Raw genomic sequence first — 26300 nt, forward strand, 5'->3', positions numbered from 1 at the left:
ACCTATGTTTACAGGATTAATAGAAGAAATAGGAACTGTTGAAGCTGTGAGAAAGGGCTCTAAATCAGCCCAGTTGACCATTAAAGCCAAGCAAGTGGTAGAAAGAGTCAAACTAGGGGATAGTATCAGCACAAATGGTGTTTGTTTAACGGTGGTGGAATTTGGGCAAAATGGATTCACAGTGGATGTTATGCCGGAGACCATGAGAAGAAGTAATCTTAAAAATGTAAAGCATGGTAGTTCTGTGAATTTAGAAAGGGCACTTAAGCTTGGTGACCGATTAGGTGGGCATATGGTTTCAGGACATATTGATGGTGTGGGAATCATTCAAGGAATAGAAGAAGAAGATAATGCCACATGGGTGACCATTAAAGCGCCTATTGGGACTCTAAAGTATGTTATTGAAAAGGGCTCCATTGCCATTGATGGAACAAGCTTAACCGTGGCTTATGTGGATCAAGAAACACTTAAAGTGTCCATTATTCCACTGACTCGAGACGAGACGACATTGTTAAGCAAAAAAGTGGGAGAAGAAGTCAATTTAGAATGTGATATGGTTGGAAAATATATTGAACGGTTGACGATGTTTAAAGAAGCAGGAATGAAGGAGCAAACAAGCGCCATAGACATGAATTTTTTACAGGAAAATGGATTTGCTTAAGGAATCAGAAGAAAATAATGAGTGAAATAGACCATTATATTGACCGGTTATTTTCTGGGAGAGGACTAAGAGAGGAGTGTATAAATTGAATAAATTTAATACTATAGAAGAGGCTATCGAAGAGATCAAAGCAGGTAAGATGATTGTTGTGGTGGATGATGAGGATCGAGAAAATGAAGGGGATCTTTTGATGGCGGCGGAAAAAGCCACCCCGGAGACCATTAACTTTATGGCTAGGTATGGGAGAGGACTCATATGCACACCCATGACTAAGAGTGCATTACAGAAATTGAATATTTTTCCCATGGTAACGGATAACACGGATCCAAAGGAAACAGCCTTTACTGTTTCTGTTGATTCAGTTGAATGCACAACGGGTATTTCTGCCGGTGAACGGGCTTGTACGATACTGAAGCTAGTTGACCCAGGGGCAACGGCTAGGCACTTCACAAAGCCAGGGCATATTTTTCCTTTAGTAGCCAAAGAAGGTGGGGTACTAAAAAGGGCAGGACACACAGAAGCTGCTGTGGATTTGGCTAGAATGGCGGGGCTTGACCCTTCAGGAGTGATTTGTGAAATCATGAATGAAGATGGAACCATGGCCAGGGTGCCAGAACTGATGGAATATGTTAAGGAACATAATTTAAAGATTATCACCATTGCTGATTTAATTTCCTATAGAAGTAAGCATGAAAAATTGGTAGAAAAAGTTACTGAGGCAGTCCTGCCAACTAAATATGGAGATTTTAAAATGGTGGGTTATGAAAATAAGCTCAATGGAGAGCACCATTTAGCCCTGGTTAAGGGTGATGTATCGGGTGGGGAACCTGTGTTGGTAAGGGTGCACTCTGAGTGTTTAACAGGAGATGCCTTTGGTTCATTAAGATGTGATTGTGGTGAACAGTATGCTGAGGCTGCTAAGAAAATTCAAGATGAAGGCAGAGGAGTACTGTTGTATATGAGGCAAGAAGGCCGTGGGATTGGATTAATCAATAAGATTAAAGCCTATGCACTTCAGGATGAGGGGATGGATACAGTGGAAGCCAACCTGGCTCTGGGGTTCCCGGAAGATATGAGAGACTACGGTATCGGTGCTCAAATATTAGCGGATCTAGGGATTGAAAAAATTAGAGTGATGACAAACAACCCTAAAAAACTATCTGGTATTACGGGTTACGGCATCGAAATTGTTGAAAGAGTGTCGATTGAAATGAATCATAATGAAAGAAATGAATTCTATTTAAAAACCAAGAAAGATAAAATGGGACATTTATTAAATATGGAGGAGGAAAAGTAAAATGAGAGTATACGAAGGAAAGTTAATTTCAAAGGGACAAAAATTTGGCATTATTGTGGGAAGGTTTAATGAGTTTATAGGAGGCAAACTGTTATCAGGAGCTATAGATGCCTTAAAAAGACATGGCGTGGATGAAGAGAATATCGAGATCGCATGGGTGCCTGGAGCATTTGAGATGCCTTTGATAGCAAAAAAAATGGCGAAGTCTCAAAAGTATGATGGTGTCATTTGTTTAGGAGCAGTGATTAGAGGTGCCACACCGCATTTTGACTATGTATCTAGTGAAGTCACTAAGGGTGTTGCCAGTGTATCACTGGAAACAGAGGTACCAGTGATTTTTGGTGTACTGACAACAGATACGATCGAGCAGGCTATTGAAAGAGCCGGTACTAAGGCAGGAAACAAAGGCTTTGAAGCCGCTGTAACTGCTATTGAAATGGCTAATTTATTAAAAGAATTTTAATTATCGAATACAGTCTGATTGTTATAGCATCAAGATGAAAAAGGTGTTTCTTTTGCTCAAAATTGAGAAAAAGAAACACTTTTTTTCATCTTTGTAAATCGCTACCAACAAATAATAATTTGTTACTTCTTTAGGAATTCTAATTACAATGGACGCAAAACAAAGTGAGAGTTGTTTTTTTGACTGGTGAAAATATTGACACTCCATTAAGGGGTAGGGTATGATTAGAATAGATAGAAAGACTAATGAAATGATATTAATTCTCCGAGCTTATGACTCCTAATAGATCAATGGTCTGATGGAGTGCAAGCCTGTAGGGTATTGTTGGAAACAATAATGCCTCCCATAGCGGAAAGGAGTGCGCAAATCTAATGCGACGCCTTTTTAGGCGCTTTTTTATAGACTAATAAGGTGTATTTTGTTATTTTTCTGAAATGCTCTTGAAAAAAGTTTTGTTACCAGGAGCAATATAATTGGGAACTTTTAGGGGGATTAAAGCGATGGAAATAAGAAAATGGCATGTTTTACTAATGACAGTACTCTTGGTGGCAATGACTGTGATTGGCTGTAGTCAGGGAGCCATAGATGATCATAAAGAAAGTGGTCAATCTACAGGAAATAGTATTCTTTTAGCGACAACAACCAGTACAGAAAATAGTGGTCTGCTAGATGATATTTTACCTATCTTGACTGAGGATACAGGTGTTGAAGTCAAAGTAGTGGCGGTTGGAACGGGACAGGCACTTCAAATGGGGAAAGATGGAGAAGTTGACGTAATATTGGCTCATTCTAAAAAGGCTGAGGATGAGTTTGTCCAAGAAGATCATGGAATCCAACGGTTTGACGTGATGTACAATGATTTTGTATTAATTGGACCTAAGGATGATCCAGCGGATATTGGAGTATTGGCAAAAAATGATATCCTAAAAGCCCTCTCCATTTTTCAGAATACAGAGGAAACATTTCTTTCAAGGGGAGATGACTCAGGGACCCACAAGATGGAGCTGCAGTTATGGGAAACCTTAGGGATTGACCCTAAGGGACGATGGTATGTATCGGCGGGACAAGGTATGGGTGCTGTCATTCAGATGACCAATGAAATGCTGGGTTATACCTTGTCTGATCGAGCGACTTATCTGTCTATGAAGCATAACTTAGACTTAGATATTATACTAGAAGGCGATGGAATGCTTTTTAATCAATATGGTGTGATTGCAGTGAATCCCAATAAGAATGTTCAAATTAATTATGAGGGTGCAATGATTTTGATAGAGTGGCTTTTGTCTGAAAAGGGCCAGGGATTAATCGGTGAGTTTGGTCAATCAGAGTTTGGTCAGTCTTTATTTATACCTAACGCCAAGTAGTAGGGGGGAGCTAGATGGGACAAATACTAGAAGGGACAAAAAGTGCATTGATGCTCTTATTATCCTTTGATCGAGAGATTTATGGAATTGTTGGACTATCCTTATATGTTACATTGACAGCCAGTATAATCTCTAGCTTTGTGGCAGTACCCCTGGGTATTTTGCTGGCTGTTAAGGATTTTCCCATGAAGCAGTTTGTTGTTAGATTTGTCTATACTATGATGAGTCTACCTCCAGTGATTGTGGGATTAGTTATCTTTTTATTGTTTTCTAGAAGTGGTCCTCTCGGTGTGCTTAGAATTATCTATACCCCCACAGCCATGATTGTGGCACAAATTTGTCTTGTGATGCCGATCATTATAGGGATTGTCTATAATGGTACCAAGGAAAAAGGGAGAGAGATTCAGGAGGTAGCTGAAACATTGGGAGCCAACAAAATGCAAACCTTAGTCCTACTGATTAAGGAATTGCGTATCAATATCTTCGCTGCTATTGTGACTGGTTATGGTAGAGCCATATCAGAGGTAGGGGCTGTCATGATTGTAGGGGGAAATATTAGAGGAGATACACGGGTGATGACAACAGCCATTGCCATGCTCAAAAGCCAAGGAGACTATGAAACAGCCATTGCCATTGGTATTGTGTTGTTATTACTATCATTTTTAATTAACTCAATTCTATATAAACTTCAGCAGGAGGAATCATAATGCAACTACAGATCAAAGGCCTACAAAAATCATATAAGGGGCAAACTGTTCTTTGTATTGAGGAGTTAACAATCCCCCAGGGTAGTTTTTTCGGGATTATTGGACCCAATGGGGCGGGTAAAAGTACTTTGATTAAAATGATTGCAGGACTTATTGAGCCTACCAATGGCTTAATTGAATATAGTGGCGCTAGCATCACCGATGAGATTAAACAAAAAATGACATTGGTTTTTCAAAAACCTTATTTATTGCGGACTACGGTCTTTAACAATATTGCTTATCCATTAAAAATAAGAAAGATAGAAAAAGAAGAAATCCAAAGACGAGTGGACCGCTTGCTAAGAGATATGGAGATAGAGCATTTAAAAGATCAAAAAGCATGGACGCTCTCAGGAGGAGAAGCCCAAAAAGTTGCCTTAGCCAGAGGGATCATTTTTAGTCCAGAGCTTTTACTATTAGATGAGGCAACGGCTAACCTGGACCCAACATCCGTTCTCATGCTGGAAAAACAGCTAAAGGCGTTTTTCCATGAAAACAAAACCACAATTATTATGATTACTCACAACCTTTATCAGGCAAAGCGCCTTTGTCATGATGTTGCCTTTATGAAGGATGGAAAAGTGATCGAGGTAGGGAATCAAGAAAAAGTAATGAACTATCCAGAAAGTCATCATACCAAAGAGTTTATTTGTAATGAAAAAATATAATCATATAATGATCTTTTAACCTTTACACAGAACTTACGTTCGGATAGAATGGACATAGGGTTGATAGGGTTGAACATTGGGGGGGATGGATATGGAAGGACCAACAATAAAGGAATTAGATGAATTATCTGAAATGATAGAAGCAATGCGAATTAAGCTTAATTATATTATCCGATGTGATGATGAACTAGAGATCACACATGAAGCAATGGAGATGAGTCAACAGCTGGATAAAATGCTTAACAGCTATGAATGCTTAAAACGATCCATTAATGAAAAACATAGAAAAAATCAATGAAATATGATATAATATAAGCGGTGTAAGTACTAACATGACTTACACCGCTTATATTTGTAAGGCTAATTTCAAGTATTAGACTAAGAATAAGAAGTACTAAAGAAGAGCAAGGGGGAGAATAAATGAAAGTAGCATTTTTTCTAACGCCCAAGAATGAAATTGTTTGTGAAAATATCGATGCCACCATGCGCCAAGTATTAGAAAAAATGGAATATCATCGATATTCAGCGATTCCATTAATAGATAAAGAGGGAAGATACGTAGCTACAATTACAGAGGGTGACATACTTTGGGAATTAAAAAATAAAGCAGACCTAACATTTAAAGAGACAAATAAGATATTCATTAAAGATATTCCAAAGTATGTAAAGAATAGAGCCGTTTCAATTAATGCAGACATTGAAGATCTATTAGACCTTGTATCAAATCAGAACTTTGTTCCTGTGGTGGATGACAATGATGTATTTATTGGGATTGTTAAGAGAAGTGATGTAATCAATTACTGTTATAAAAACTTAGTGAAGATTGAAAGTACAGAATAAAATATAGATAAATTCGGCTAGTATTTAGGAGGATTAGAAATTCTTCTGGATACTAGTCCTCTTTTATTTGAGGAACAATTCATATAGAGATGAATACAATAATTAATATACTCTCTAAAAGAGGTGACGGGTATGTGCAAATTAGAAGAAGTGCGCAGAACTATATTACTCATTATATTCATCGCAATAGCGATTATTTTTATTGCTGACTTAGAAGACATTCCAGGACCTGCTGTACCTAGTCTACCAATCATCATTCCATAATATAAGGTGGAATAAGGGACAAATACATAAGGGGGAGGAGGAAATGAATGTTTTCACCAGACCAATTGAATGAATTAATAAAGGAAGTTATGATAAATCAACAAATGGGGAGCAATGATAATCCTAATCAAAATAAACATAAGTATAAACATGAAGAGCAACAGAATAAAAGTCAGTTCAATATCACCCCATCTCAAGCACTGGTGGTTTTAGGCCTTTTAACCGGTGCACTGCAGGTGGTATCCGTTTTAGTGGATCGGGAGCAATCTGTTCAACTGGTTTTATCTGGATCCCTAAAAAAGAAGGAACAGTCAGAATTAGAAAAAGTAATGGGGCAAATTGGACATCTTCCCTTTGATGAAGTCGTGAAAGCAATGATGGGGAGGTTGAAATAAAATGAGACTTAATTCATAGGACTTTTCATTCTTATGTATGAAGTCTCATTTTATGATTAAGCAGTATAATCTGTGCAATGATGAGAGCGTATCTCGTCAATGTTTGACAAAAAAACAAGGATTGCTTATACTTAGTTTTGAGAATGAAATATCATCATAACTTCAGTACGTGAAGGGAGAAAGTGCCGTGAAAAAATGGCAATGGGCTGTGGTAGTTAGTTTGTGCTCTATCATTGTGGTAACAATGATTTATGGTTACAGCATATATAGAGGATATAAAAATACACTCAATCATATATCGGTTATCAGTGAAAACGTTGATATTGAGCAAGGGGAAGAATTCTATAATCAAGATGAACTAGAGTCCTTTGTGATGTTAATCTATGGAATTAGTGCCCGTAAACAACTAGGGGATATGGGGAGATCAGACACAATGATGCTGGCTTTAGTAGACCCTAATGAAATGGAGATCAGCCTTATCTCTATCCCTAGGGATGCATATGTTCAAATCCCAGGGTATCGAATGGATAAAATCAATGGGGCCTATCCTAGGGGAGGCTCAGAGTTGATGATGAAAACCATCGAAGAATGGCTAGATATCCAAGTAAACAGCTTTGCTTCTATTAATTTCCAAGGTTTTGTTGATTTGGTAGATTTGGTTAATGGGATCAAAGTGGAAGTGTCAAGAAAAATGGAATATGATGACCCTGCAGATGGGACAAGGATTCGATTATATCCAGGAGAGCAAGTGTTAGACGGAAAAAATGCCCTGGACTTTGTGCGCTTCAGACAAAGTAATGATGGAAGACATGCCAGTGATTACGATAGAATGTTAAGACAGCAGGAGGCACTACAAGCCTTAGCAGGGAAAAAGACTTCAGTTCGAACACTGACTAGGGCCTTTGACATGATGAACATCTTAAGTGAAAATGTACAAACCTCTTTAACGCCTGGTGAATTAGAGAAATTAATTCGCATCTTTTTATCCTTTAAACCAGAGGACTTACAAACTACCTCTATTCAAGGAGAGGGATACTATCACAATGGCGGATGGTATGAACGAGTACCACAGACGGAAGTGGAGCGAATTCAAGAGATTATTCGAGGATTTTTAAGTATAAATTAAGTAGAGAAGAGCATCTTCCAAGCCGGGTAAGGAGGATGTCTTTTTTTAATTGATATTCATTTTTGATAATCCCTACAATGGGCTTATTGCCTGAAATAAAGACGCCTTCAACGATCAATATATTTTTTGTTTAATAATGATATTTTACTTGCCAAATCAATATTAAAGAGGATTTTCAGAGAAAATGTAGAAATGTGGAGAAGTGAGGCTTTTGTATAGAATAGACAATGAATTTAATGGGGTGATGCTTTTGTTTAGTGTAAAGGAAAAAAAAATAGAGCTGGATCAGCAATATATGAAGCTTATATGGCTCTGGGTGGGTTTATTAGCTACATTTCATTTTGTAGGTGTATTGGGGGAAAAGTACTACACTGTTTTAGAAATCAATTCCTTTATATACCATCATACATATTTGGAGTTTATTAGTATTATCATTTCATTTATGATCTTTATTGTAACCTACTACACCTATGATAAAAACAAACGTGCAAGGTTACTGATTTTTTTTCCTATGTTTTTCATTGTTGGAATGATAGACTTTTTTCATACAATGGTTTATGAGGGGATGACAGGTTTTTTTGTAGAGAGTAATGCTCCTATGGCAACCACATTTTGGATAATAGGTAGGTTGATCTTTGCCATGGGGATGCTGGGTGCTGCTTTAGTGCCCTATCAATTGAAAACCAACTATAAAAGAGTGTATTTTGTTTTAGTAAGTATAGGCGTTTCTGGACTTGTATTTTATTTAGTCGCTTATCAGATTCATTTATTCCCAGCTTTGTTTATAGAGGGGCAAGGGCTAACGCCATTGAAAGTTGTCTTGGAATACTTTATAATGGCCCTCATGATAGGAGCAATATTTTTATATATGAGGGACTATCAGAAAACAAAAAACCTAGTTTTTATATATGTGATCGCAGGATTGTCCTTTGGAATTTTTGCTGAAGCATCCTTTACCCTCTATAAGAGTGTTCATGATACATACAACTTCATGGGACATATTTACAAGGCAATTAGTTCATATTTGATTTTTAAGGGTATTTTTATTTATAATTTAGATGCACCTTATTTAAAGCTAGCTGAAGCTCGAACAAAGCTAATAGAATATACTGAAAACCTTGAGGAAATAGTTGAAGAAAGCACCCAAGAGGTAAAGAAAGTCAATGAAAAAGTCCTAGAGGACTTGGAGTATGCCAGAAGAATTCAACAGTCATTACTGCCGGAGAAAGAGCTACTCATTGATGGTATCGCCTTTTCTTCAGAATATATCCCTTGTAGTAACTTGAGTGGTGACTTATATGATGTTTATAAAATTAATGACGACTGTATCGGTATTTTCATCGCAGATGTAGCGGGGCACGGTGTGTCTGCGGCCTTGATGACCATGTTTATAGAAAGAGTGCTGGTTTCTGATACCATCAATACAATTCAGGGGATTGAGGACTCTTGCGAAAAGCCCTTGATGAATCTATATAATGTGTTTAATGAATCTGATTTTCCCGATGAAATGCACATTGCGGTTTTTAATGCAATCTATCATATTCCAACCAAAACATTATCCTATTGTACAGCAGGGATGAATTCTGTGCCAATGGTGGTGAGGAATAGTGGAGAAGTAGAAATGCTAGATCAAAGTCAGGGATTCCCTATCTGTAAGCTTGGAGATTTCTTTCATCCCCAATATGTAAAAGCTGAAGCCCGACTGGAAGAAGGAGATCGAATCTTTTTCTACACCGATGGATTGGTGGAAAATTTTAAAAGCCATACATTAATCCAAGAAAATACATTGAAGAAAATGTTGTATGAGAATAAGCATTTATTAGGACCAGAGTTGAAGATGAAAATAAGTCGAGAGATCTGTAAGAGAACCCAGATAGAAGAAATTGAGGACGATATCACTTTTTTAATTATGGATATTTTACAGTCTAAAAGATAAAGATTGATTAAAGGATAAAGGATTTAAGAAAGGCTGGTATCCTCCTTGAAGAAAAAAGACACCACATATCCTGAATAGAAAGACCACCTTAGATGAAAAATAAAAGCAAGGTTCATCATAAGGAGGAATCAAGATGATAATAGAAGGTTTTTTTGAAAACATTAAAAATGCAAATCAAGTTGTGAGTGTGCTTAATGAGTTACAAGTAAGAGCTTATGTAGATATAAAGGATGATGATAAGGAAGATCAAAACGTGATGAGAAATGTGGCAGGAACAGAGACTGGAACCAGCTTGTCGGAGCTGACTCTGAATTCAGGTAATGGAGATTTGGATGCCAGTAAAGCCCCAATAGCTGCTGCGGACCCAATGGCAAGCGGTATGGCAGGCTTTGAAGAGATCACTAATCAAAACTATAAAGTAACAGTAGAAGTTGGGGAAGAAAAAATCAACCTAGCTATGGAAACCATTGAAAAAATGGGAGGGACATTAGACGATCGTAATGTGTATTAAATTGTGTAAATATTATAGATATGTAATAAAACCAAACGGCTGTGTTCACAGTCGTTTTTGCTTTATATTAATTTAATGTAATGAGTTTTTAAATGTAGTCTTGTATCAAGTTATGTTTTAGAAGAACTGAAGCTACTGTATTGCTTTGCAACTCCTCTGAAAGTGGATGATGAAATCATAGGATATGTAAAATTAGTTTCTTTAGAATAAAAAACTACCTGAACGGGTAGTGGTATTCTCGGAACGTTGATGGTAAAATAAGTACAAATATACATATTTAGTAAAAATATACCTTGTTATACATACTGTAAATCATTATATTTATGGAAGGAATAAACATGTAAATAATATTTCTAAATACCATATTACAAAATAATCTGCAAGTAGTAAAAACAACCGAGTAGTAATGATAACCCATAAGATTGAAGCGGCAAATAAAGAACAAATAATAAATATGGAAATAAAGGTGATCAGATGTTCAAAAAATACCATTGCATAAAACAACACGATATAGCCGATTGTGGTGCAGCTTGTTTAGCCACCATTTCAAAAAACTACGGTCTGAAAATACCTATCACAAAAATTCGTGAAGTTGCTGGCACTGATAAGCAGGGAACCAATGCCTATGGAGTCATCAAGGCAGCAGAACAACTAGGTTTTAGTGCCAAAGGCGTAAAAGGTGACCAAGAAGCGTTTTTTAGCGAGTTTCCACTGCCTGCTATTGCCCATGTTGTAATGGAGGGTTCACTATTACACTATGTAGTGATACATAAAATCACAAAAAAGGAAGTGATCATTGCCGACCCCGGAAAGGGCATAGTCAAATACACTCCAGAAGAATTCTTTAAGCTATGGACAGGAGTGTTAATCATATTAATCCCCAGTCCTCAATTTCAAAAAGGTAATGAAACAAAGGGCCTATTCAAAAGATTCTTTGGCATATTAAAGCCACAGAAAAAATTAGTCATCAATATTTTTTTTGCATCCATTGTATACACTATACTAGGTATAATCGGTGCTTTTTACTTTAAAATTTTGATGGATGACATACTAAGATACAACCTAACCAAGACCCTACATATCATAACGGCAGGAATCATTATATTGAACATTTTCAAAATACTCTTGAATGCCTTTAGAAGTCACCTACTTTTATACCTAAGTCAGAGGATGGATATCCCCTTAATACTGGGCTACTATCAACACGTGATAGATTTACCCATGAGCTTCTTTGGAACAAGAAAAGTAGGAGAAATCATCTCAAGATTCATGGATGCCTCAAAAATAAGAGAAGCCATATCAGGGGCCACACTAACCATCATGATAGACACCCTAATGGCAATAGCTGGTGGCATCATACTCTATACCCAGAATGCTTCTCTATTTGGCATAGCAGTGATCATGCTTTTTTTATACGGGATACTAGTAGCTGTATTTAATAAACCTATAAAAGAAATCAGCCAAAAAGAAATGGAAAACAACGCACAGCTTACATCATATCTAGTAGAAAGCCTCAATGGCATAGAAACCGTAAAAGCATTCAATGCCGAGAGACAAGCTAAAACAGAGACAGAGACAAAGTTTGTAAAGCTCTTGAGAAACATACTAAAAGCAGGTACCATCTACAATTTACAAGGCTCACTAAGCAATGCAGTGGGCACCATTGGTGGCATAATCATACTATGGGCAGGCGCATACAAAGTGATACAGGGTGAAATAACTGTAGGACAACTACTGGTATTTAACTCACTCTTAGCTTACTTTATAGATCCAGTAAAAAATCTCATTAACCTCCAGCCCATGATGCAGACAGCCATAGTAGCCTCGGACCGACTGGGAGAAATACTAGATTTAAAACTAGAAAAAAGTCCAGAAGAAAACAAGAAAGTGAGCCCCAAGACACTAAAAGGTGAAATCCAATTCAAAAACGTAGACTTTAGATATGGCACAAGAGAGCTTGTACTAAAAAACATCGGCCTAACCATAAAACCAGGAGAAAAAATAGCACTAGTAGGTGAAAGCGGCTCAGGAAAAACAACCCTAGCAAAACTACTAATGCATTACTATACAAACGAAAAAGGCGACATCCTAATAAATCAATATAATATAAAAGACATAAACATAGAAAAACTAAGAGAAAGAATAGCATACATATCCCAGGACATATTCATGTTCAGCGGAACAATTAAAGAAAACCTATCATTAGGAAACAAAGACATCACCCTAGAAGAAATGATAGAAGCAGCAAAACAATCAAGCGCCCATGATTTCATCAATCAGCTTCCCTTAAGATACGACACCCTGCTAGAAGAAAATGCAACCAACCTATCAGGAGGACAAAAACAAAGACTAGCCATAGCAAGGGCACTGCTAAAAAATCCAGACATACTGATCATGGATGAAGCAACCAGTAACCTAGACTCCATAACAGAAAAAGCCATAGAAAAAACCATAGCAGGATTCAACCAAGAAATAACAACCATCATCATTGCCCATAGACTCAGTACCATCATGCAGTGCGATACCATCTACGTCCTAGACAAAGGCGAAATAATAGAAACAGGAAGCCATGAAGTCCTCATGGACAAAAGAGGCAAATACTTCAACCTATGGAAAGAACAACTACCAGAATACCAAGAAACCAACCAAACCAACCAACAGTTAGGAGAAAGTACAGTATGAAAGGAATCGTACAAAACCTAAACGACATAACAGATAGCAGAGAGCTACTAGAAAGCCGCCCCCATCCCTTTACAGTCATATTCATATACCTACTAATCGGGCTGTTGGCAATCGCATTTATCTGGACCTACATAGGGGAAATAGACATCGTTGTAAAAGCCAATGGCGTAGTAAGACCAAATCAAAGAATAAGCACCATTAACAATATCGTCCCAGGTAAAGTCAAAGAATTATACATAGAAAATGGGAAGACAGTAAAAAAAGACGACATACTCTACACAATAGATCATACCGAACTAAAAAATAAACAAGCTTTTATAGAAGAAGAATTATCCAGGAAAAAAACAGAGCTAAAAAATCAAAACATCTTTAAACAAAGCATCATAGAAAACAAAAACAGCTTTAATCAGCAAGAAAAAGATCAAGAAGTTCATTACTACAAATATATAAAATATCAAGCAGAGCAAGGGCAGACAAAAGAAAATGTAAACCTAATCATCAGTAAAATAAATACTACACAAACTATACTACAAAACACACAAACACTTTTGACTGCCATAGAGAATAATGAAAATAAATTTGAAGATACAGAAAACGAATACTACATCAAATTTCTTGATTACAGCCTTAATCTAAAAGACCTGCAAAAAGAGGTAGACAAGAAAAAGATAGACCTTGAAATACAAGAAAAACTACACCAATCAGGTGCTGTATCCCAAATGGACTATAAGAATGTGAAAGACATGCTAGAAAAAATGCAATTAGAAAAAAAACGATTTGAAAACAGCACCCGATTAAGCCTTAAAACAAGCATGGAAGAAAACCAAAGACTGTTAAATCAGCTAGAAATACAATTACAACAAATTGCACCAGGAATAGTTGAACAAATAGAAAACCATCCAGACATAGCAGCAGCAAACCATAGAACAGAAAATATAATAGCAATAAATGAGACTATAAAATATCTAGAGGCAGAAATCAACCAACTACAAAATAATCTTAAGGGCATAAAGCTAGACATTGAAAACTCTATTAGTAAAGCCCCAATAGATGGACATATAAACATCATCACAGACATCAACCAAGGGGATAATATACAAGCAGGAACACCAATAGCAACCATTATTCCATATGATGACAGCAATTATACAGTACGAATATATGCATCCAACGAAGACATCGCAAATATAAACATAGGAGATAAAGTGAAATATAACTTCATGGCATTACCCTATAAAGAATACGGCGAATTGACAGGCAAAATTACAAGAATAGCAACAGATACAAAAACAACTCAAGAAGGTAACACAAGCTACTACCTAGTAGAGTCAGATATAGAAACAAGAGCCTTAATTAGCTACAAAGGTGAAGAAGCTGATATAAAAGTAGGGATGGTATGTGAAGCCAGGGTAGTAACCAAAACAAAGAAAATACTTCATTACTTGCTTGAGAAGATAGATTTAAGATTGTAAAGATGAGTAAAGTAGGATGATAAGCATTGCTAATTAGAATTTTAAGAATGACTAATTTGTATTGTATTTCCTGCAACACATAAAGCTTGCAGCTATCTCAAAGCAAAGCAGGCGATAAAACCTTTTGATGAGAGAAAAGGTTGTGTAGGAGTAGGGATTATAATAAATAAACTAAAAGAGCAGATTTACATAGTTCAATATTTTGTTCAGAAGTTTTCCGCGGAATGGATGGATGAGGTATTGGTATTTACTAAAGAAAAGTGAATCTGTAAAAAATTTAAAGGAGGAATAAAAAATGTTTAAAGAAATGACTCAAAAAGAAATGATGATGCTTGATGGGGGAAAAAGAAGAAGTTCTACAAGACATGAAAGAAGTGGTGGGTATAGTAGAGTTACTGATGAAGCTAGACAATCTCATATCAACGTTGTCGTAGGTGCTGCAGTTTCTGCAGTTTTAGGTGGTGCTGGTGGTGCTGCATTTGGTGGATCTGTTGGGAGCGGAGTATTAGGGGGTGGAGTAAGTGGAAGTATAGGGTCTGGTATAGCAGATACAATAGTTAATAAGCTAAATTAATAATATCAAGATTGTATCTATCGCCTATTTTTAAAATGAGTTATAACTTGAATTAATGTATGTATTAATCATTAAGGGAGAGAAATTTTTACTGAAATGTATAAAGTAAAAATTTCTCTTCAACACTTATTCTATATTTAATATGAGCGAATAAAAAATAATGTTTTTTATTTAAACCAAAAGACACTATAAAATCTTTGATTAGGAATAATTTGAAAGCTTGAGGCGTCTTTAAAATTATCTCTAGTATACTAAGTAAGATAGGTCTTGCTAGATATCAGTATCATCGGATATGTCAAAAGACTATGTATTAAATAGAAGTGGTTTTAAAATAATATATTGAAGGAGATAACAATGAAAACAAGAAAATTATTATTAATTTATACTATTTTTTTTGTGATTTATGGTTTTGGATTTAGCTTTGTTATTAATTACCCGGATCTATATTCATTACATTACATGTGGTTTGCTGTTGTTACAACAATAATACTGCTTATTAGTATAAGACTATTCAAACTTATTGATGATAGAATAACATGTTTGGAAGAAAAAATAAAGATTAATAAAAATACTCAGAACTAAAAAGAGTAAGAATTTTATCCTAATGAGGATTAGAGAGACTGCCAAGGGGACGGGGTTTCTAATGAACGGAAGAGACGTTTGAAGTGCCCCTCCCCTTAACCAAAACCAATATGAAACACAGTACAATAGTGGTTATTAGAGGAGATATTAAGTTTAGCTAGGCACTTCGTGCAGGTAAATAAGTAACAAGCAAACAGTGACAAATTTGACTTGATGTTTTATAACTATAAGAATTGTCTTCGCAATCAAGGGTCGCAATCAAGGGGACGGTTCTGTTGATTAATGATTGAAATTTAAGATTGTAGATGTTGTACAGACTCTTATCTCAATCACTTAATCGAAAGAACCGTGCCTGTAATTCTTTAACTATGAGTATTGATTAGGGGCTTTGTTTAATTTAATCAAAGTATTTTATGATTTAATAAGATTGTGGCATTGTCCCCAAAAGTTATTTACAAAAAACAATAGCTTCTTTATTACTGTATGAAAATGAAATTTATAAAAGGAAAAAGCTCAACTCCAATAGTAAATTTGCTTGAGCTTGCTGAAACATTGGGGAATGAGGTGGAGACTCTACTCCACCTGATTAAAATCTCACTACGTAAATACTGTATTTACGTGGAATATAATATTTCGTAATTAGTCCAAACAAAGGTAACTAAGGAGGGATACTTAATAATGAATAAGTTTAGCAGTTCGGTAAAAAATGGTTTTTTCCTATACTTTCTGATTGTTTTAAGTTCAAATTTATTCTACTTTTCAACTCGAAATATAGGGCTTAGTAGATTAATACGTGTTCTTATAATTCAATACTTTTTCTACCTACTAATACCAATTACCTGTTTAATGTTAAATAAAAAAATTATTAAAAAAGATTTGAGGCTCAATAAAATAAACTGGAAGCAATTTAGATTAATTTTTTTGATTTCGATATTAGCAGTACCTATATCGACTTATTTAAACAATGTGGTGTTGGTTGTACTAAGTCTATTTGGGGACTATACAAGAATTCAACGGTTAATAACTGACGTCACATCTTTTTATACTCTAATAGCATCAATATTTATCTTTGTCATAACACCAGCAATCTGTGAAGAAACAATGTTTCGCGGATTTCTTATGAATGAGTTTAAATCAATAGGTGTTAGAAAATCAATTATTTTAACCGCAGTTCTATTCAGTATATTTCATCTTGATATAGAGTTTTTACTGGGGGCTACTTTTATAGGGATTATATTTGGTTATCTAGTACATATAACAAATTCCCTATATGCTGGAATAATTGCACATGGCATCTTTAACTTGACAGGATCATTATTAAAATTTCTTCTACTTAATGGAAGTTCTGACATAGCTGGTGATATTGTTATTTGGAAGGAGATCATTCCTGTTATTTTATTAGGTATAATGCCATCCTGTGTATTTGTTGCGCTTAGTTGGCTACTTATAAAAAAATTGATAGAAACAGTCAACAATACTCCACAAAATTTTGAGGTTGAGTGAGACGTAATGAATACGTAGCAACTGTAATCCATGAGGTTGAAGCAGTAAATGAAAAACAATTACTAAATAAGAAAACACAGGTGATAAAATGCTAAAAAAATACACTTGCATAAAACAACATGATACAACCGATTGTGGTGCAGCATGTTTAGCCACCATGAAACCAAAGGGGACGGCAGACTGCGTAAAAACTCAAATCTCACTTAAACATACCACTATATATTGCGTCTAATTCCAAACCAGCCAATAGATAAAGTGGTTAATTTAACTGTGTAAGTAATTTTTAAGCAGTCTGATGGTTCTTGCAGTATACAGAAAAATAAACAACTCAAAAAATTTACAGTATAACAACGTAATGACAGATAGTTTACCCAAGAAATATGCAAAATAAATCAGCGAAATCATTAATTGAAGCATATTAGAAACCAATAAACAAAAAAACAAGGAGAATCCCAATGAAAACATATATCAAAACCACCTGGCAGATTACCAAATACATCTTAATCCACTTTGTAATAATAATGCTTTATAACTTTGGCGCCGGCGCCTTTTATGGAGTGAAAATGGCAATGAATGACCAGCTTGATGAGATTGAATCAGGCATTGAAGCCTTTTTAGCACCTCACACATCCATATCCATAATCATTGCTGCCATAGGCGCATTTCTGATTTACCGTTATATAATGAAAAGAAAAAACCTCAACCTATATGAAGAATGTCGGTTCAAAAAGCTTAGCAGAGGACAAACCCTAGCATCCCTTTCAACAGGCGTATCCATATTATCTTTAAGCCTGCTGATTCTTGGAATGACTAGCTTTATGTTTCAAGAATCACTAGATACCCATATTAATAATACACATTCACTGATCAGCGTGCATCCATTATTGCTTATCATAAGTGTAGGCATTGCCGCACCTTTTATCGAAGAAATACTATTTCGAGGTTTGGTATTTAGAGAATTGGAGCAAAAAAGCACAATCGCTATAACCATTATCATTCAAGCCATCATTTTTGGTGCATATCACTTAAATCTAGCACACGGCATCATGACAACAATAATGGGTATATTTTTAGGACTATCTCTGTATTGGACAGGCTCCATCTGGGCTCCGATTTTGATACATTTAACTAACAACTTACTGAGCGTAGTCTTAGACCTGCTGGGATATGGTATCTTTATTGAAACATACCCTCTGGCAGATAAAGCTATTTGCGGAACAGCAGTTCTTATAGTTCTCCCCCTAAGCATCCTGTACTTATATCGTAGCCGTATCACATGGGAACCGAAGAAAGTAGATGAGAAAACAGAGATCGAAAAAATATAAGCATTCCTAAAGGAAGCTGCTCAACTTCAGAATAACAATAAATATAAAATTAATATACTAAGAAGACTAAATAATGATAGATATAGAAGCGGGAAAAGAAATAAAACTTGAAAACATATTATCATTGAGAAAAAAATAACCCAGATGGAAATACAATTACAACAAATTGCACCAGGAATAGTTGAATAAATCTAATAGCAACCATCATTCCATATGATGACAGCAATTATACAGTACGAATATATCCATCCAACGAAGACATCGCAAATATAAACATAGGAGATAAAGTGAAATATAACTTCCTAGCATTACCCTATAAAGAATACGGCGAATTGACAGGCAAAATCGCAAGAATAGCAACGGATACAAAAACAACTCAAGAAGGTAACTCAAGCTATTACCTAGTAGAGTCAGATATAGAAACAAGAGCCTTAGTTAGTTATAAAGGCGAAGAGGCTGATATAAAAGTAGGGATGATATGTGAAGCCAGGATAGTAACCAAAACAAAGAAAATACTGCATTACTTGCTTGAGAAGATAGATTTAAGATTGTAAAGATGAGTAAAGTAGGATTATACTTCCTGCAATACATAAAGCTTGTAGCTATCTCAAAGCAAAGCAGGCGATAAAACCTTTTGATGAGAGAAAAGGTTGTGTAGGAGTAGGGATTATAATATATAGTAACAACAAGACAGAGTTACATAATAAATATTTCATTCAGAAATTACCGCGGAATGGATGGATGAAGTGTTGATTTTACTACAAAAAAGTAAATCTGAAAATTAAATTTAAAGGAGGAGTTTAGACTATGAAAAACAAAAAAGGACTTGAAGTAGGAGTAGAAATGACGGATGAGGAGCTTATGAATTTAGTAGGAGGCTTTGAAAGCGCAACTAGTATAGACGTCCCATATTTATTTCTACCCATTACTCGACCATTTCCAACAAAAGGTGGTATTATTGTAACTCCATTATATGGGATACAACCAACGCCAAAGTACGGAATACAGCCATTATATGGAATACAACCCATTGACGTTAAATCAATTTAGCCAACAAATGCTAGAATAGTAGGATAGTTGAATAAATTTTTTTCAGGCGGTGTAAAAAATTTGTAGATAAGCAAAAATAAATACTCCTTTTGGCAAAGAACAAACAAATAAATCTATGTCAGAAAGGAGTATTTTTTAGAAAAAATTACTTCAGGCAACTAAAGGTTAAGTGTGTAAGCTTGTTGATGTATATGTATATAGGAATTAATCTATCGCTATTATAGTTAAAGATTTACGTAAGAAGAAATTCGTACAAAAGAAAACTTAAGATAGAAAACCTAAGCTATAAAAAAGTGTATTAAAATATCAAATAAAAAATTAAAATAACAAGGATATAAGGAGAAATTAGCTATGGAGTTGAAACCAATAACAGCAGTATGGGAAATAACGATGGGGTGTAATATGAGATGCAAGCATTGTGGTTCTAGCTGTGAACATCCATTAGAAGGAGAATTAAATACAGATGAAGCTTTAAAGCTGTGTGATGAAATGGGAGAACTAGGATTTCAATGGATAACCCTATCTGGCGGTGAGCCTACCACAAGAAAAGACTGGCATTTAATAGCAAAACGACTCAATGATAATGGAATTATACCTAACATGATAACAAATGGTTGGACCATGGATGAGGATATTGCAGAGAAGGCTGCAAAAGCAGGTGTAAATACTATTGCATTTAGTGTGGATGGATTAAAAGAAACCCATGACGATATAAGAAGACCTGAGTCCTTTGATCGGATTGTGAATGCAATAGATATTGTTCGTAACAAAGGGTTAAATTGCTCAATAATTACAACCATAAACAAAACAAATATCAATGAATTATGGGGAATGAAAAAAATATTTGATAGCAAAATAATAAATGGATGGCAGCTGCAAATAGCACTTCCTATGGGTAATATGGCAACAAACAATGACCTGATAGCCCAACCTTATCATGTTGATGCAATAATAGATTTTGCATATGAAGCTTCTTGTGATAGTGATATAGAGATCCAATTGGCAGATTGTATAGGGTACTTTAATAAAAAAGAAATTGAGGTAAGAACAAAATATCGCAATTTAGATTCTTATCAATGGAAAGGGTGCGGAGCAGGAAAATATAGTATGGGTATTCTTCATAATGGAGACATATTGGGGTGCACCTCCATAAGAGACAGAAGTTTTATTGAAGGAAATATAAGAAAAACACCTTTAAAACAGATTTGGAATGACCCTGATAAATTCAGCTGGAATCGAAAAATGAAAAAAGAGCAATTAACAGGACTTTGCAAAAAATGTGAGTTTGGAGATCTGTGTTTTGGAGGCTGTGCTAATACACGACTAATCTTTGGTGAAAGTATTTATTCCGAAAATACCTACTGTTCATATAATAACGCTATAAAAAAGGCTGATGCACAGTTATCAAAAATAGAGGATATAGAAGAATTAATTAACAAGGCAAAAAAGTTTAGTGATAATAAAAGCTTTCAATTAGCACAATTAATGCTAGAAAAAATCATTCATACAGACCAAGAAAATGAGGAGATTTTAAATTTGTATGGATACGTTTCCTTTATGCTACATAATTACTCTGAGGCAAAAATTATTAATGAAAAATTACTTAAGCAAAGACCGAATGATCCCTATGTCAATAAAGGATATGGACTATCTATTGCAAAACTTGGGGAAGTTGAAGAAGGTATAGTGTACTTGAAGAAAGCCATAAAGCTGTCAGATGAAAATTTTATGGACCCCTACTACGATCTTGCCGTGATATATATGGAGAACAACAAAAGAGAAGAAGCTATCTCAACTTTAGAAGAAGGCATGAGTAGATCCAATAAATTTACTAAAGATTGTAAGGTTTTATATGAAGAACTTGTACATTGTACCTTAATTCCAGGGGAGTAAAAATCTCTTCTGAATTAAAGCTCGTTTTATAGAGAAAAATTATAGTCTTGAATAGCATAAGATTATGAGTAGGCAACTCTACTAGGGGTGAGATATCAGTGATTATACAGGATAAGAAAGAAGAAACGTCAAATAAAATCCCAAGTGACTATGAAATCAAAAAGACTATATTTTTTGGGCTGCTTTTAACCAACGAAAAATATAACCTGACCATAAGGGAAACTCAAGTAATATTTGAAAAATATTATAGCAGTATTAATAACAACAAAATAGCCAGAAAATTAAATGTTTCACCACAAACGGTTAAAACCCATATCAAAAACATCTATAATAAACTAGGTGTTAATAGTTTAGAAGAATGCAAGGACTTGTTGAATGAAATATTAGGGAAAAGCCCAAAAAACTATGATAAGTATTTAAAGAGCTTTTTAGAGAAAGAGAAAAAAATTTCAAAGGAGGGGTAGAAAAATCACCCCTGTTTTTAGCCGGAGGGGGATGAATCTACCCCTTGATTTATGGTAAAATTTAGACAATAAGAAGAACTGCTTTAGATTCTATCTTAGATTGTAACTTCCTGTTATACATATTATTTCAAGCTGTTCCCATAGCTAAGTAAATAAGAAAACCTTTTGATGGGAGAAAAGGTTGTGTAGGACGGGGATTATAATATATAGAAACAAAAATACGGATTTACATAGTAAATATTTTGTTCAGAAGTTTACCGGGGAATCGATGGATGAAGTGTTGGTCTTTACTAAAGAAAGTGAATCTGAAAATTAAATTTAAAGGAGGAATTTGAAGATGCTAAAAGAGATGACACAGGAAGAATTGATGATCGTTGATGGTGGATGGAAAGATGCCATTTTTGAACGTGTGACTGGGGTAACCACAGATGAAGCAAAACGAGTCGTTGTAGATACCGTAATAGAAAACTTAAAAAATCCAAATGCAGTTAAACCTGTTAGGAGTGAACATAACTTTAGATATGGCGGCTGGTAAAATCTATAGTTTGATTAACAGAGAGGACATCGCTACTAGTAGGCGATGTCCTCTCTAAATCAAGGAAAGGAGAAAAGTTTTGAGGAATTTCATGAAATCTCTAGGATTGATTACACTTTTTATAGCAGTACCAAGGGTTTTACTTCATATTCTAATTAACGAGGCTGTTAAAACATTGGTACATAAAAATGAGTATATGGATATTAATGTTGCAAAAGATACAATTATTCAAGTAATGGATATGCTGACACCTATACTTATTATAATTAGTACAATACTATCATTTTTCGTGTACTATTTAGTGTGCAAAGTACAAAAAGAAGATATGTTTGACATATGCAATTTTTCCAAAATATCGGTTACAAAGACTATTGCTTTAGTTATTGTAGGAATTACTATGAACTTAGTACTTGGACTCGTTGCCTCATTCGTTTTTCGCATAGGCATTTTTGGAAAAGCACAAATGGAATACAGTATCATTTTAAAAGAACGAATGAACGGAGATTTTTTAGTAGACTTAATTACTGCAGGAATTAATGCTCCATTTATTGAAGAAATGCTATTTAGAGGATTAATTTTTAAAGAACTTAAAAAAAACATGTCCGTTGTATGTGCGGTAATAATACAAGCGATTTTATTCAGTATATACCATAGAGAGTTGATTCAAAGTATGGGTGCTTTTTTTGCTGGGGTTTTATTATGCTTAGTATATATATGGTTTAAGTCAATTTGGGCTCCCGTTATTATTCATATGACACATAATTTATTTGTTATAATAGTGTCAAATATAGCTGGTGATAGAGTGATGAGTAGTTATATTCCTTATATTTCATCAATAATATTAATTTTAACAATTGTATATATCTATAAAAATAGAATAGTTGAAGATAACATCCCTATGTGTTAGGATAATTGCTACTTTATTATTCTGTTTTAGAATTCAGATTTCCATGACATTCCTCAGCCAACTGATCTGACCACAGCAATAAATGTTCCAATGAAGATTCGTTTTTCAAGCGTGTGTTTGGTAATTCTTCAAATAGATACGTCAGATAATTGAATGGATTTAATCCGTTCAATTTAGGCGTTTCAATTATGCTATAGATTATGGCACTTCCCACTTGTAACTGGCAAGTGTTTTTGGAGAAATTTTGGCAAATAGTTTTCCATAGTAATTTCCAAATCTCTCCATACACTACTGCTTGTAATTTATCTTATAATCACTGAACTTTATTAAACGAATATTAGTTTTTATCTCTTATGACTTTTCTGATTTGCTCATAAATATCTTGCTCCGTATACTCGAAAATATGACCTTCATCATCTTCTACAGGAGATCCATACTCATTTAATAATTCCTGCTTTAAGCCATCAGAGATAGTTATCCTTCTGCTAAACAAATACTTTTTTAAATCTTTCTCTCTTAACAACATAATCACAATCGCCTCCTTCATCTATTAAAACAATGATTCTCGATGTTCTAATCTATAGCTCTTACCTGTCATATTAAATAGCTCACATCTGTAAGTGATTCTATCTAACACTGCCGTGGTTAAAGCGGGGTCCCCTAATAACTCGGTCCAATCTTCAAGCCCTTTGTTGGAGGTAATAATTAACGATGTTTGTTCATGAAGGGCTGATATTAATTGGAAAAACAAGTTCGCTTCTTCTCTTGATATGGGGAGGTAACCTAGCTCATCGATGATCAGAAGACTAGAAGATAAAACATTGTTGATTTTCCCTTTGCTTTTTCTTGATATCTCCTGTGTTTTTAAACAGTGCATCAGATTGTCCATGGTGGTGAAGCTAACCTTGTAGCCCATCTCTACAGCCTTGTACCCTAATGCAATACACAAGTGGCTTTTACCTACCCCTGGAGGGCCTAAAAGTATTAGATTATACATTCTATCTATCCAGTCCATCTCAATAAGACTATTGATTTGTCTTTGGGTAATCGATCTTTGAAAGGTTAGATCGAACTCTTCTATTGTCTTAAGTACCGGAAAGCCTGCAGCCTTAACTCTGCGTTCCTGGGCCTTTTTCTCTCTGAGATCGACTTCGTTTTCTAATATTGACAGTAAAAGATTCTGATATGAAATGTTGTTTATGTCAGCATTTTCAACGATGGAATCTGCATTGGTATTTAAGTAGTTCAATTTGAGTTTTTTAGCGTGATCCTTTATTGATTCTAATTTTTCCATTTTCTTTTATCCTCCTTCAGGGCACTCATGTATTCTCTAATATCTCGTACTTGAGGCTTTAAATCCTGATATTTTGAAGGAGTAGTTATGTCAGCTTTAAAGTACTTCTTATTTAGTTGTCTGTTTTCTTCAAGTTTTAAGTACTGTATGGCATCCTTCAAGAGCCCTGCGCTAAACAATTTCCTTTCAATACAGTAGCTTAATGCCCTTTGAACAATTGATTTGTCTTGGTTTTTTACTGTATTCATTATTAGGGCAAATTGATCTTTAAAGTGTCTTGGCTTCTCTATTTTTAATACATCAACAAATTCATTAGCCTTTTCAGTATGGTCTAAGCTTTTTAACACTTTGTTGTAGATTTCATGACTTGTACAGTGTTTACTCTCATTCCTATCATAGTGCTCTATTTTCACTAATTTTCCTTTATCCTGACTGATTTTATGTTCAATAATTAACTGTTCTGTATCTTGGTTCTTAATTTCCATGGTATCTTTCTTAATAATTAATTTAACCTCTTTCCCTGGAGAATAGGTTCCCGTAGGGACTTGGTATCTATTTTGCTTGTAAAAAACTGTATTGTTTTTTCTAACGAGATAGGTTAAACTATTTGTATTAGTTGTGTTTACAAATAGAGTGGGTATTGGCTTTAAGTGTTCCTTTTCCAGGGCAAACACTTCTGCCGGTACCTTCTTTGTTGTTTCATGGACTTTTTTATTACCTCTTCTTTCTAACCATTTCAGCGAATCATCATTAAATGAGTCAATATCTACAAATGTTCTATTCTTTGCAAAATTATACTTGGCATATTTCACTACGGCTTCAATTTTCCCTTTACTCTGTGGGTCATAACCCCTGCAAAGGTACACTTTAAACTTAAGGGAATTAATATAGTTTTGAAATCCTTCTGTGTATATGATATCTCCATGATTTTCTGATACCACTAGGACTCTGTCCTGGTCATAAACAACCTCCTTAGGCATTCCTCCAAAATATTCAAAGGCTTTATTATGGGCCTCAATGAATGTCTGGGTAGTAAAGGGCTTGTCTATCCAATAGATGTATTTATGTCTGGAATGGGATAAAACCATACCAAAGCAATATACTTTGATTCTTGTTTTGTCAGGTTTATCTAGCCATATTTGGCCCAGGTCAACCTGTGCTTGATATCCCATAGGAAGCTCATCCACCTCCTCAAATTGCCTTGCTGAAACTACTTTAGGGAGCTTATGTTCTTCCCTTAAGTGATTGACATATAGTCGTAAAGTTCTATCCTTAAAGTCCAGCACATGATATTTTTCCTCTAGCCAATCATATATTTGAGCACTTGATAAATCCCTATGTTCTCTAATCCATGCTAAGACTTCGTCCTTATATTTGTCCACCTTCCTTTCTCTAGATTCAGTTCTTTGTCTTAAGCTTGCAAATTCATCTGGTGTCATATCCCAATATTTATGTACTGTTTTATAGTCGATCTCCAGCCTCCTTGCTACCTGTGATTTATTCAGTCCTTTGGACTTGTATCCTTGGATTTCAGCAAACATATTCCACTCCTTCAATTTCATTCCTCCTCTGGTGTCACTAGCTAACTAATTCTACCAGAAGGGATATTATTATTGTAGTAAATTGGAAATTATTCTCCGTTTTTGTTTGCCAAAATCTCTCCCTTTTATTTTACCAGTTACACCACTGCACTCCTGCGAATTTGAGGATTGCCAATAGGAGTATTAGGTTTAATATTTAGCATCAAT

Annotated in this window: 28 protein-coding genes and 1 riboswitch; of the genes, 24 read left to right on the forward strand and 4 right to left on the reverse strand. The window is 35.1% G+C overall.

Annotated elements, in window-relative coordinates:
* The first annotated feature begins 4 nt into the window (after nucleotides 1-4).
* The 24 genes from AMET_RS05035 (at nucleotide 5) to AMET_RS05150 (ending at nucleotide 23258) form a co-directional block, all read left to right on the forward strand.
* Nucleotides 5-661, forward strand: coding sequence for a riboflavin synthase (locus tag AMET_RS05035; protein WP_012062278.1), 657 nt, complete (start codon nucleotides 5-7; stop codon nucleotides 659-661).
* Nucleotides 662-746: 85 nt separating this feature from the next.
* Nucleotides 747-1958, forward strand: a complete 1212-nt coding sequence (locus AMET_RS05040; RefSeq protein WP_012062279.1) for a bifunctional 3,4-dihydroxy-2-butanone-4-phosphate synthase/GTP cyclohydrolase II — start codon at nucleotides 747-749, stop codon at nucleotides 1956-1958.
* A 1-nt stretch (nucleotide 1959) separates the two neighbouring features.
* The gene (gene ribH, locus AMET_RS05045) at nucleotides 1960-2421 is read left to right on the forward strand and encodes a 6,7-dimethyl-8-ribityllumazine synthase (RefSeq protein ID WP_012062280.1); all 462 of its coding nucleotides are present in this window, start codon (nucleotides 1960-1962) and stop codon (nucleotides 2419-2421) included.
* 250 nt (nucleotides 2422-2671) lie between these two features.
* Nucleotides 2672-2796, forward strand: a riboswitch (molybdenum cofactor riboswitch).
* A 125-nt stretch (nucleotides 2797-2921) separates the two neighbouring features.
* Entirely contained in the window at nucleotides 2922-3785 is an 864-nt protein-coding gene (locus AMET_RS05050; protein ID WP_012062281.1) for a substrate-binding domain-containing protein, read from the forward strand.
* Between the two features lie 14 nt (nucleotides 3786-3799).
* Complete coding sequence (locus AMET_RS05055) at nucleotides 3800-4492, forward strand: ABC transporter permease (RefSeq protein WP_012062282.1); 693 nt, start codon at nucleotides 3800-3802, stop codon at nucleotides 4490-4492.
* Complete coding sequence (locus AMET_RS05060) at nucleotides 4492-5199, forward strand: ATP-binding cassette domain-containing protein (protein WP_012062283.1); 708 nt, start codon at nucleotides 4492-4494, stop codon at nucleotides 5197-5199. Before AMET_RS05055 ends, AMET_RS05060 begins: the two co-directional genes overlap by 1 nt.
* Nucleotides 5200-5290: 91 nt before the next feature.
* Nucleotides 5291-5497: a Spo0E family sporulation regulatory protein-aspartic acid phosphatase gene (locus tag AMET_RS05065; protein ID WP_012062284.1), complete on the forward strand. Its 207-nt coding sequence runs from the start codon at nucleotides 5291-5293 to the stop codon at nucleotides 5495-5497.
* 122 nt (nucleotides 5498-5619) lie between these two features.
* Entirely contained in the window at nucleotides 5620-6039 is a 420-nt protein-coding gene (locus tag AMET_RS05070) for a CBS domain-containing protein (RefSeq protein WP_012062285.1), read from the forward strand.
* Between the two features lie 132 nt (nucleotides 6040-6171).
* Complete coding sequence (locus AMET_RS26815; protein ID WP_278184236.1) at nucleotides 6172-6303, forward strand: hypothetical protein; 132 nt, start codon at nucleotides 6172-6174, stop codon at nucleotides 6301-6303.
* Between the two features lie 47 nt (nucleotides 6304-6350).
* The gene (locus AMET_RS05075) at nucleotides 6351-6698 is read left to right on the forward strand and encodes a hypothetical protein (RefSeq protein WP_012062287.1); all 348 of its coding nucleotides are present in this window, start codon (nucleotides 6351-6353) and stop codon (nucleotides 6696-6698) included.
* 187 nt (nucleotides 6699-6885) lie between these two features.
* Complete coding sequence (locus AMET_RS05080; protein WP_012062288.1) at nucleotides 6886-7824, forward strand: LCP family protein; 939 nt, start codon at nucleotides 6886-6888, stop codon at nucleotides 7822-7824.
* Between the two features lie 211 nt (nucleotides 7825-8035).
* A complete protein-coding gene (locus AMET_RS05085; RefSeq protein WP_012062289.1) occupies nucleotides 8036-9760 on the forward strand; it encodes an MASE3 domain-containing protein in 1725 nt (574 codons plus the stop codon).
* Nucleotides 9761-9893: 133 nt separating this feature from the next.
* Complete coding sequence (locus AMET_RS05090) at nucleotides 9894-10271, forward strand: hypothetical protein (protein ID WP_012062290.1); 378 nt, start codon at nucleotides 9894-9896, stop codon at nucleotides 10269-10271.
* A 474-nt stretch (nucleotides 10272-10745) separates the two neighbouring features.
* Nucleotides 10746-12953: a peptidase domain-containing ABC transporter gene (locus tag AMET_RS05095; RefSeq protein WP_012062291.1), complete on the forward strand. Its 2208-nt coding sequence runs from the start codon at nucleotides 10746-10748 to the stop codon at nucleotides 12951-12953.
* Entirely contained in the window at nucleotides 12950-14425 is a 1476-nt protein-coding gene (locus tag AMET_RS25575) for an HlyD family efflux transporter periplasmic adaptor subunit (protein ID WP_012062292.1), read from the forward strand. The genes AMET_RS05095 and AMET_RS25575 overlap by 4 nt, the downstream gene beginning before the upstream one ends.
* 295 nt (nucleotides 14426-14720) lie before the next feature.
* Nucleotides 14721-14999: a hypothetical protein gene (locus AMET_RS05105; protein ID WP_012062293.1), complete on the forward strand. Its 279-nt coding sequence runs from the start codon at nucleotides 14721-14723 to the stop codon at nucleotides 14997-14999.
* Nucleotides 15000-16259: 1260 nt separating this feature from the next.
* Complete coding sequence (locus AMET_RS05115) at nucleotides 16260-17084, forward strand: type II CAAX endopeptidase family protein (protein WP_012062294.1); 825 nt, start codon at nucleotides 16260-16262, stop codon at nucleotides 17082-17084.
* A 455-nt stretch (nucleotides 17085-17539) separates the two neighbouring features.
* Entirely contained in the window at nucleotides 17540-18409 is an 870-nt protein-coding gene (locus AMET_RS05120; protein WP_012062295.1) for a CPBP family intramembrane glutamic endopeptidase, read from the forward strand.
* 206 nt (nucleotides 18410-18615) lie between these two features.
* A complete protein-coding gene (locus tag AMET_RS05125) occupies nucleotides 18616-18963 on the forward strand; it encodes an HlyD family efflux transporter periplasmic adaptor subunit (RefSeq protein ID WP_278184254.1) in 348 nt (115 codons plus the stop codon).
* 253 nt (nucleotides 18964-19216) lie between these two features.
* Nucleotides 19217-19459, forward strand: a complete 243-nt coding sequence (locus AMET_RS05130; RefSeq protein ID WP_012062296.1) for a hypothetical protein — start codon at nucleotides 19217-19219, stop codon at nucleotides 19457-19459.
* A 351-nt stretch (nucleotides 19460-19810) separates the two neighbouring features.
* Nucleotides 19811-21352, forward strand: coding sequence for a radical SAM/SPASM domain-containing protein (locus AMET_RS05135; RefSeq protein ID WP_012062297.1), 1542 nt, complete (start codon nucleotides 19811-19813; stop codon nucleotides 21350-21352).
* Between the two features lie 98 nt (nucleotides 21353-21450).
* Nucleotides 21451-21816 carry a response regulator transcription factor gene (locus tag AMET_RS05140; RefSeq protein ID WP_012062298.1) on the forward strand — a complete coding sequence of 122 codons (366 nt, stop codon included), beginning with the start codon at nucleotides 21451-21453 and terminating at the stop codon, nucleotides 21814-21816.
* Nucleotides 21817-22153: 337 nt separating this feature from the next.
* The gene (locus tag AMET_RS05145) at nucleotides 22154-22351 is read left to right on the forward strand and encodes a hypothetical protein (RefSeq protein WP_012062299.1); all 198 of its coding nucleotides are present in this window, start codon (nucleotides 22154-22156) and stop codon (nucleotides 22349-22351) included.
* A 91-nt stretch (nucleotides 22352-22442) separates the two neighbouring features.
* A complete protein-coding gene (locus tag AMET_RS05150) occupies nucleotides 22443-23258 on the forward strand; it encodes a CPBP family intramembrane glutamic endopeptidase (protein ID WP_012062300.1) in 816 nt (271 codons plus the stop codon).
* 16 nt (nucleotides 23259-23274) lie between these two features.
* Here the strand turns inward: AMET_RS05150 and AMET_RS26170 are convergent, their stop codons facing one another.
* Genes AMET_RS26170 through istA form a run of 4 tightly spaced genes read right to left on the reverse strand, consistent with a single transcriptional unit; the run spans nucleotide 23275 to nucleotide 26108 of the window.
* Complete coding sequence (locus AMET_RS26170; protein WP_083760840.1) at nucleotides 23275-23547, reverse strand: transposase domain-containing protein; 273 nt, start codon at nucleotides 23545-23547, stop codon at nucleotides 23275-23277.
* Between the two features lie 48 nt (nucleotides 23548-23595).
* Entirely contained in the window at nucleotides 23596-23784 is a 189-nt protein-coding gene (locus tag AMET_RS05155; RefSeq protein ID WP_041720379.1) for a hypothetical protein, read from the reverse strand.
* A gap of 24 nt (nucleotides 23785-23808) precedes the next feature.
* Complete coding sequence (gene istB / locus AMET_RS05160) at nucleotides 23809-24552, reverse strand: IS21-like element helper ATPase IstB (protein WP_012062302.1); 744 nt, start codon at nucleotides 24550-24552, stop codon at nucleotides 23809-23811.
* A complete protein-coding gene (gene istA, locus AMET_RS05165) occupies nucleotides 24540-26108 on the reverse strand; it encodes an IS21 family transposase (RefSeq protein ID WP_049765184.1) in 1569 nt (522 codons plus the stop codon). Before istA ends, istB begins: the two co-directional genes overlap by 13 nt.
* Nucleotides 26109-26300 lie beyond the last annotated feature (192 nt).

The sequence above is a fragment of the Alkaliphilus metalliredigens QYMF genome (genome assembly GCF_000016985.1).
Lineage (GTDB): Bacteria > Bacillota > Clostridia > Peptostreptococcales > Natronincolaceae > Alkaliphilus_A > Alkaliphilus_A metalliredigens.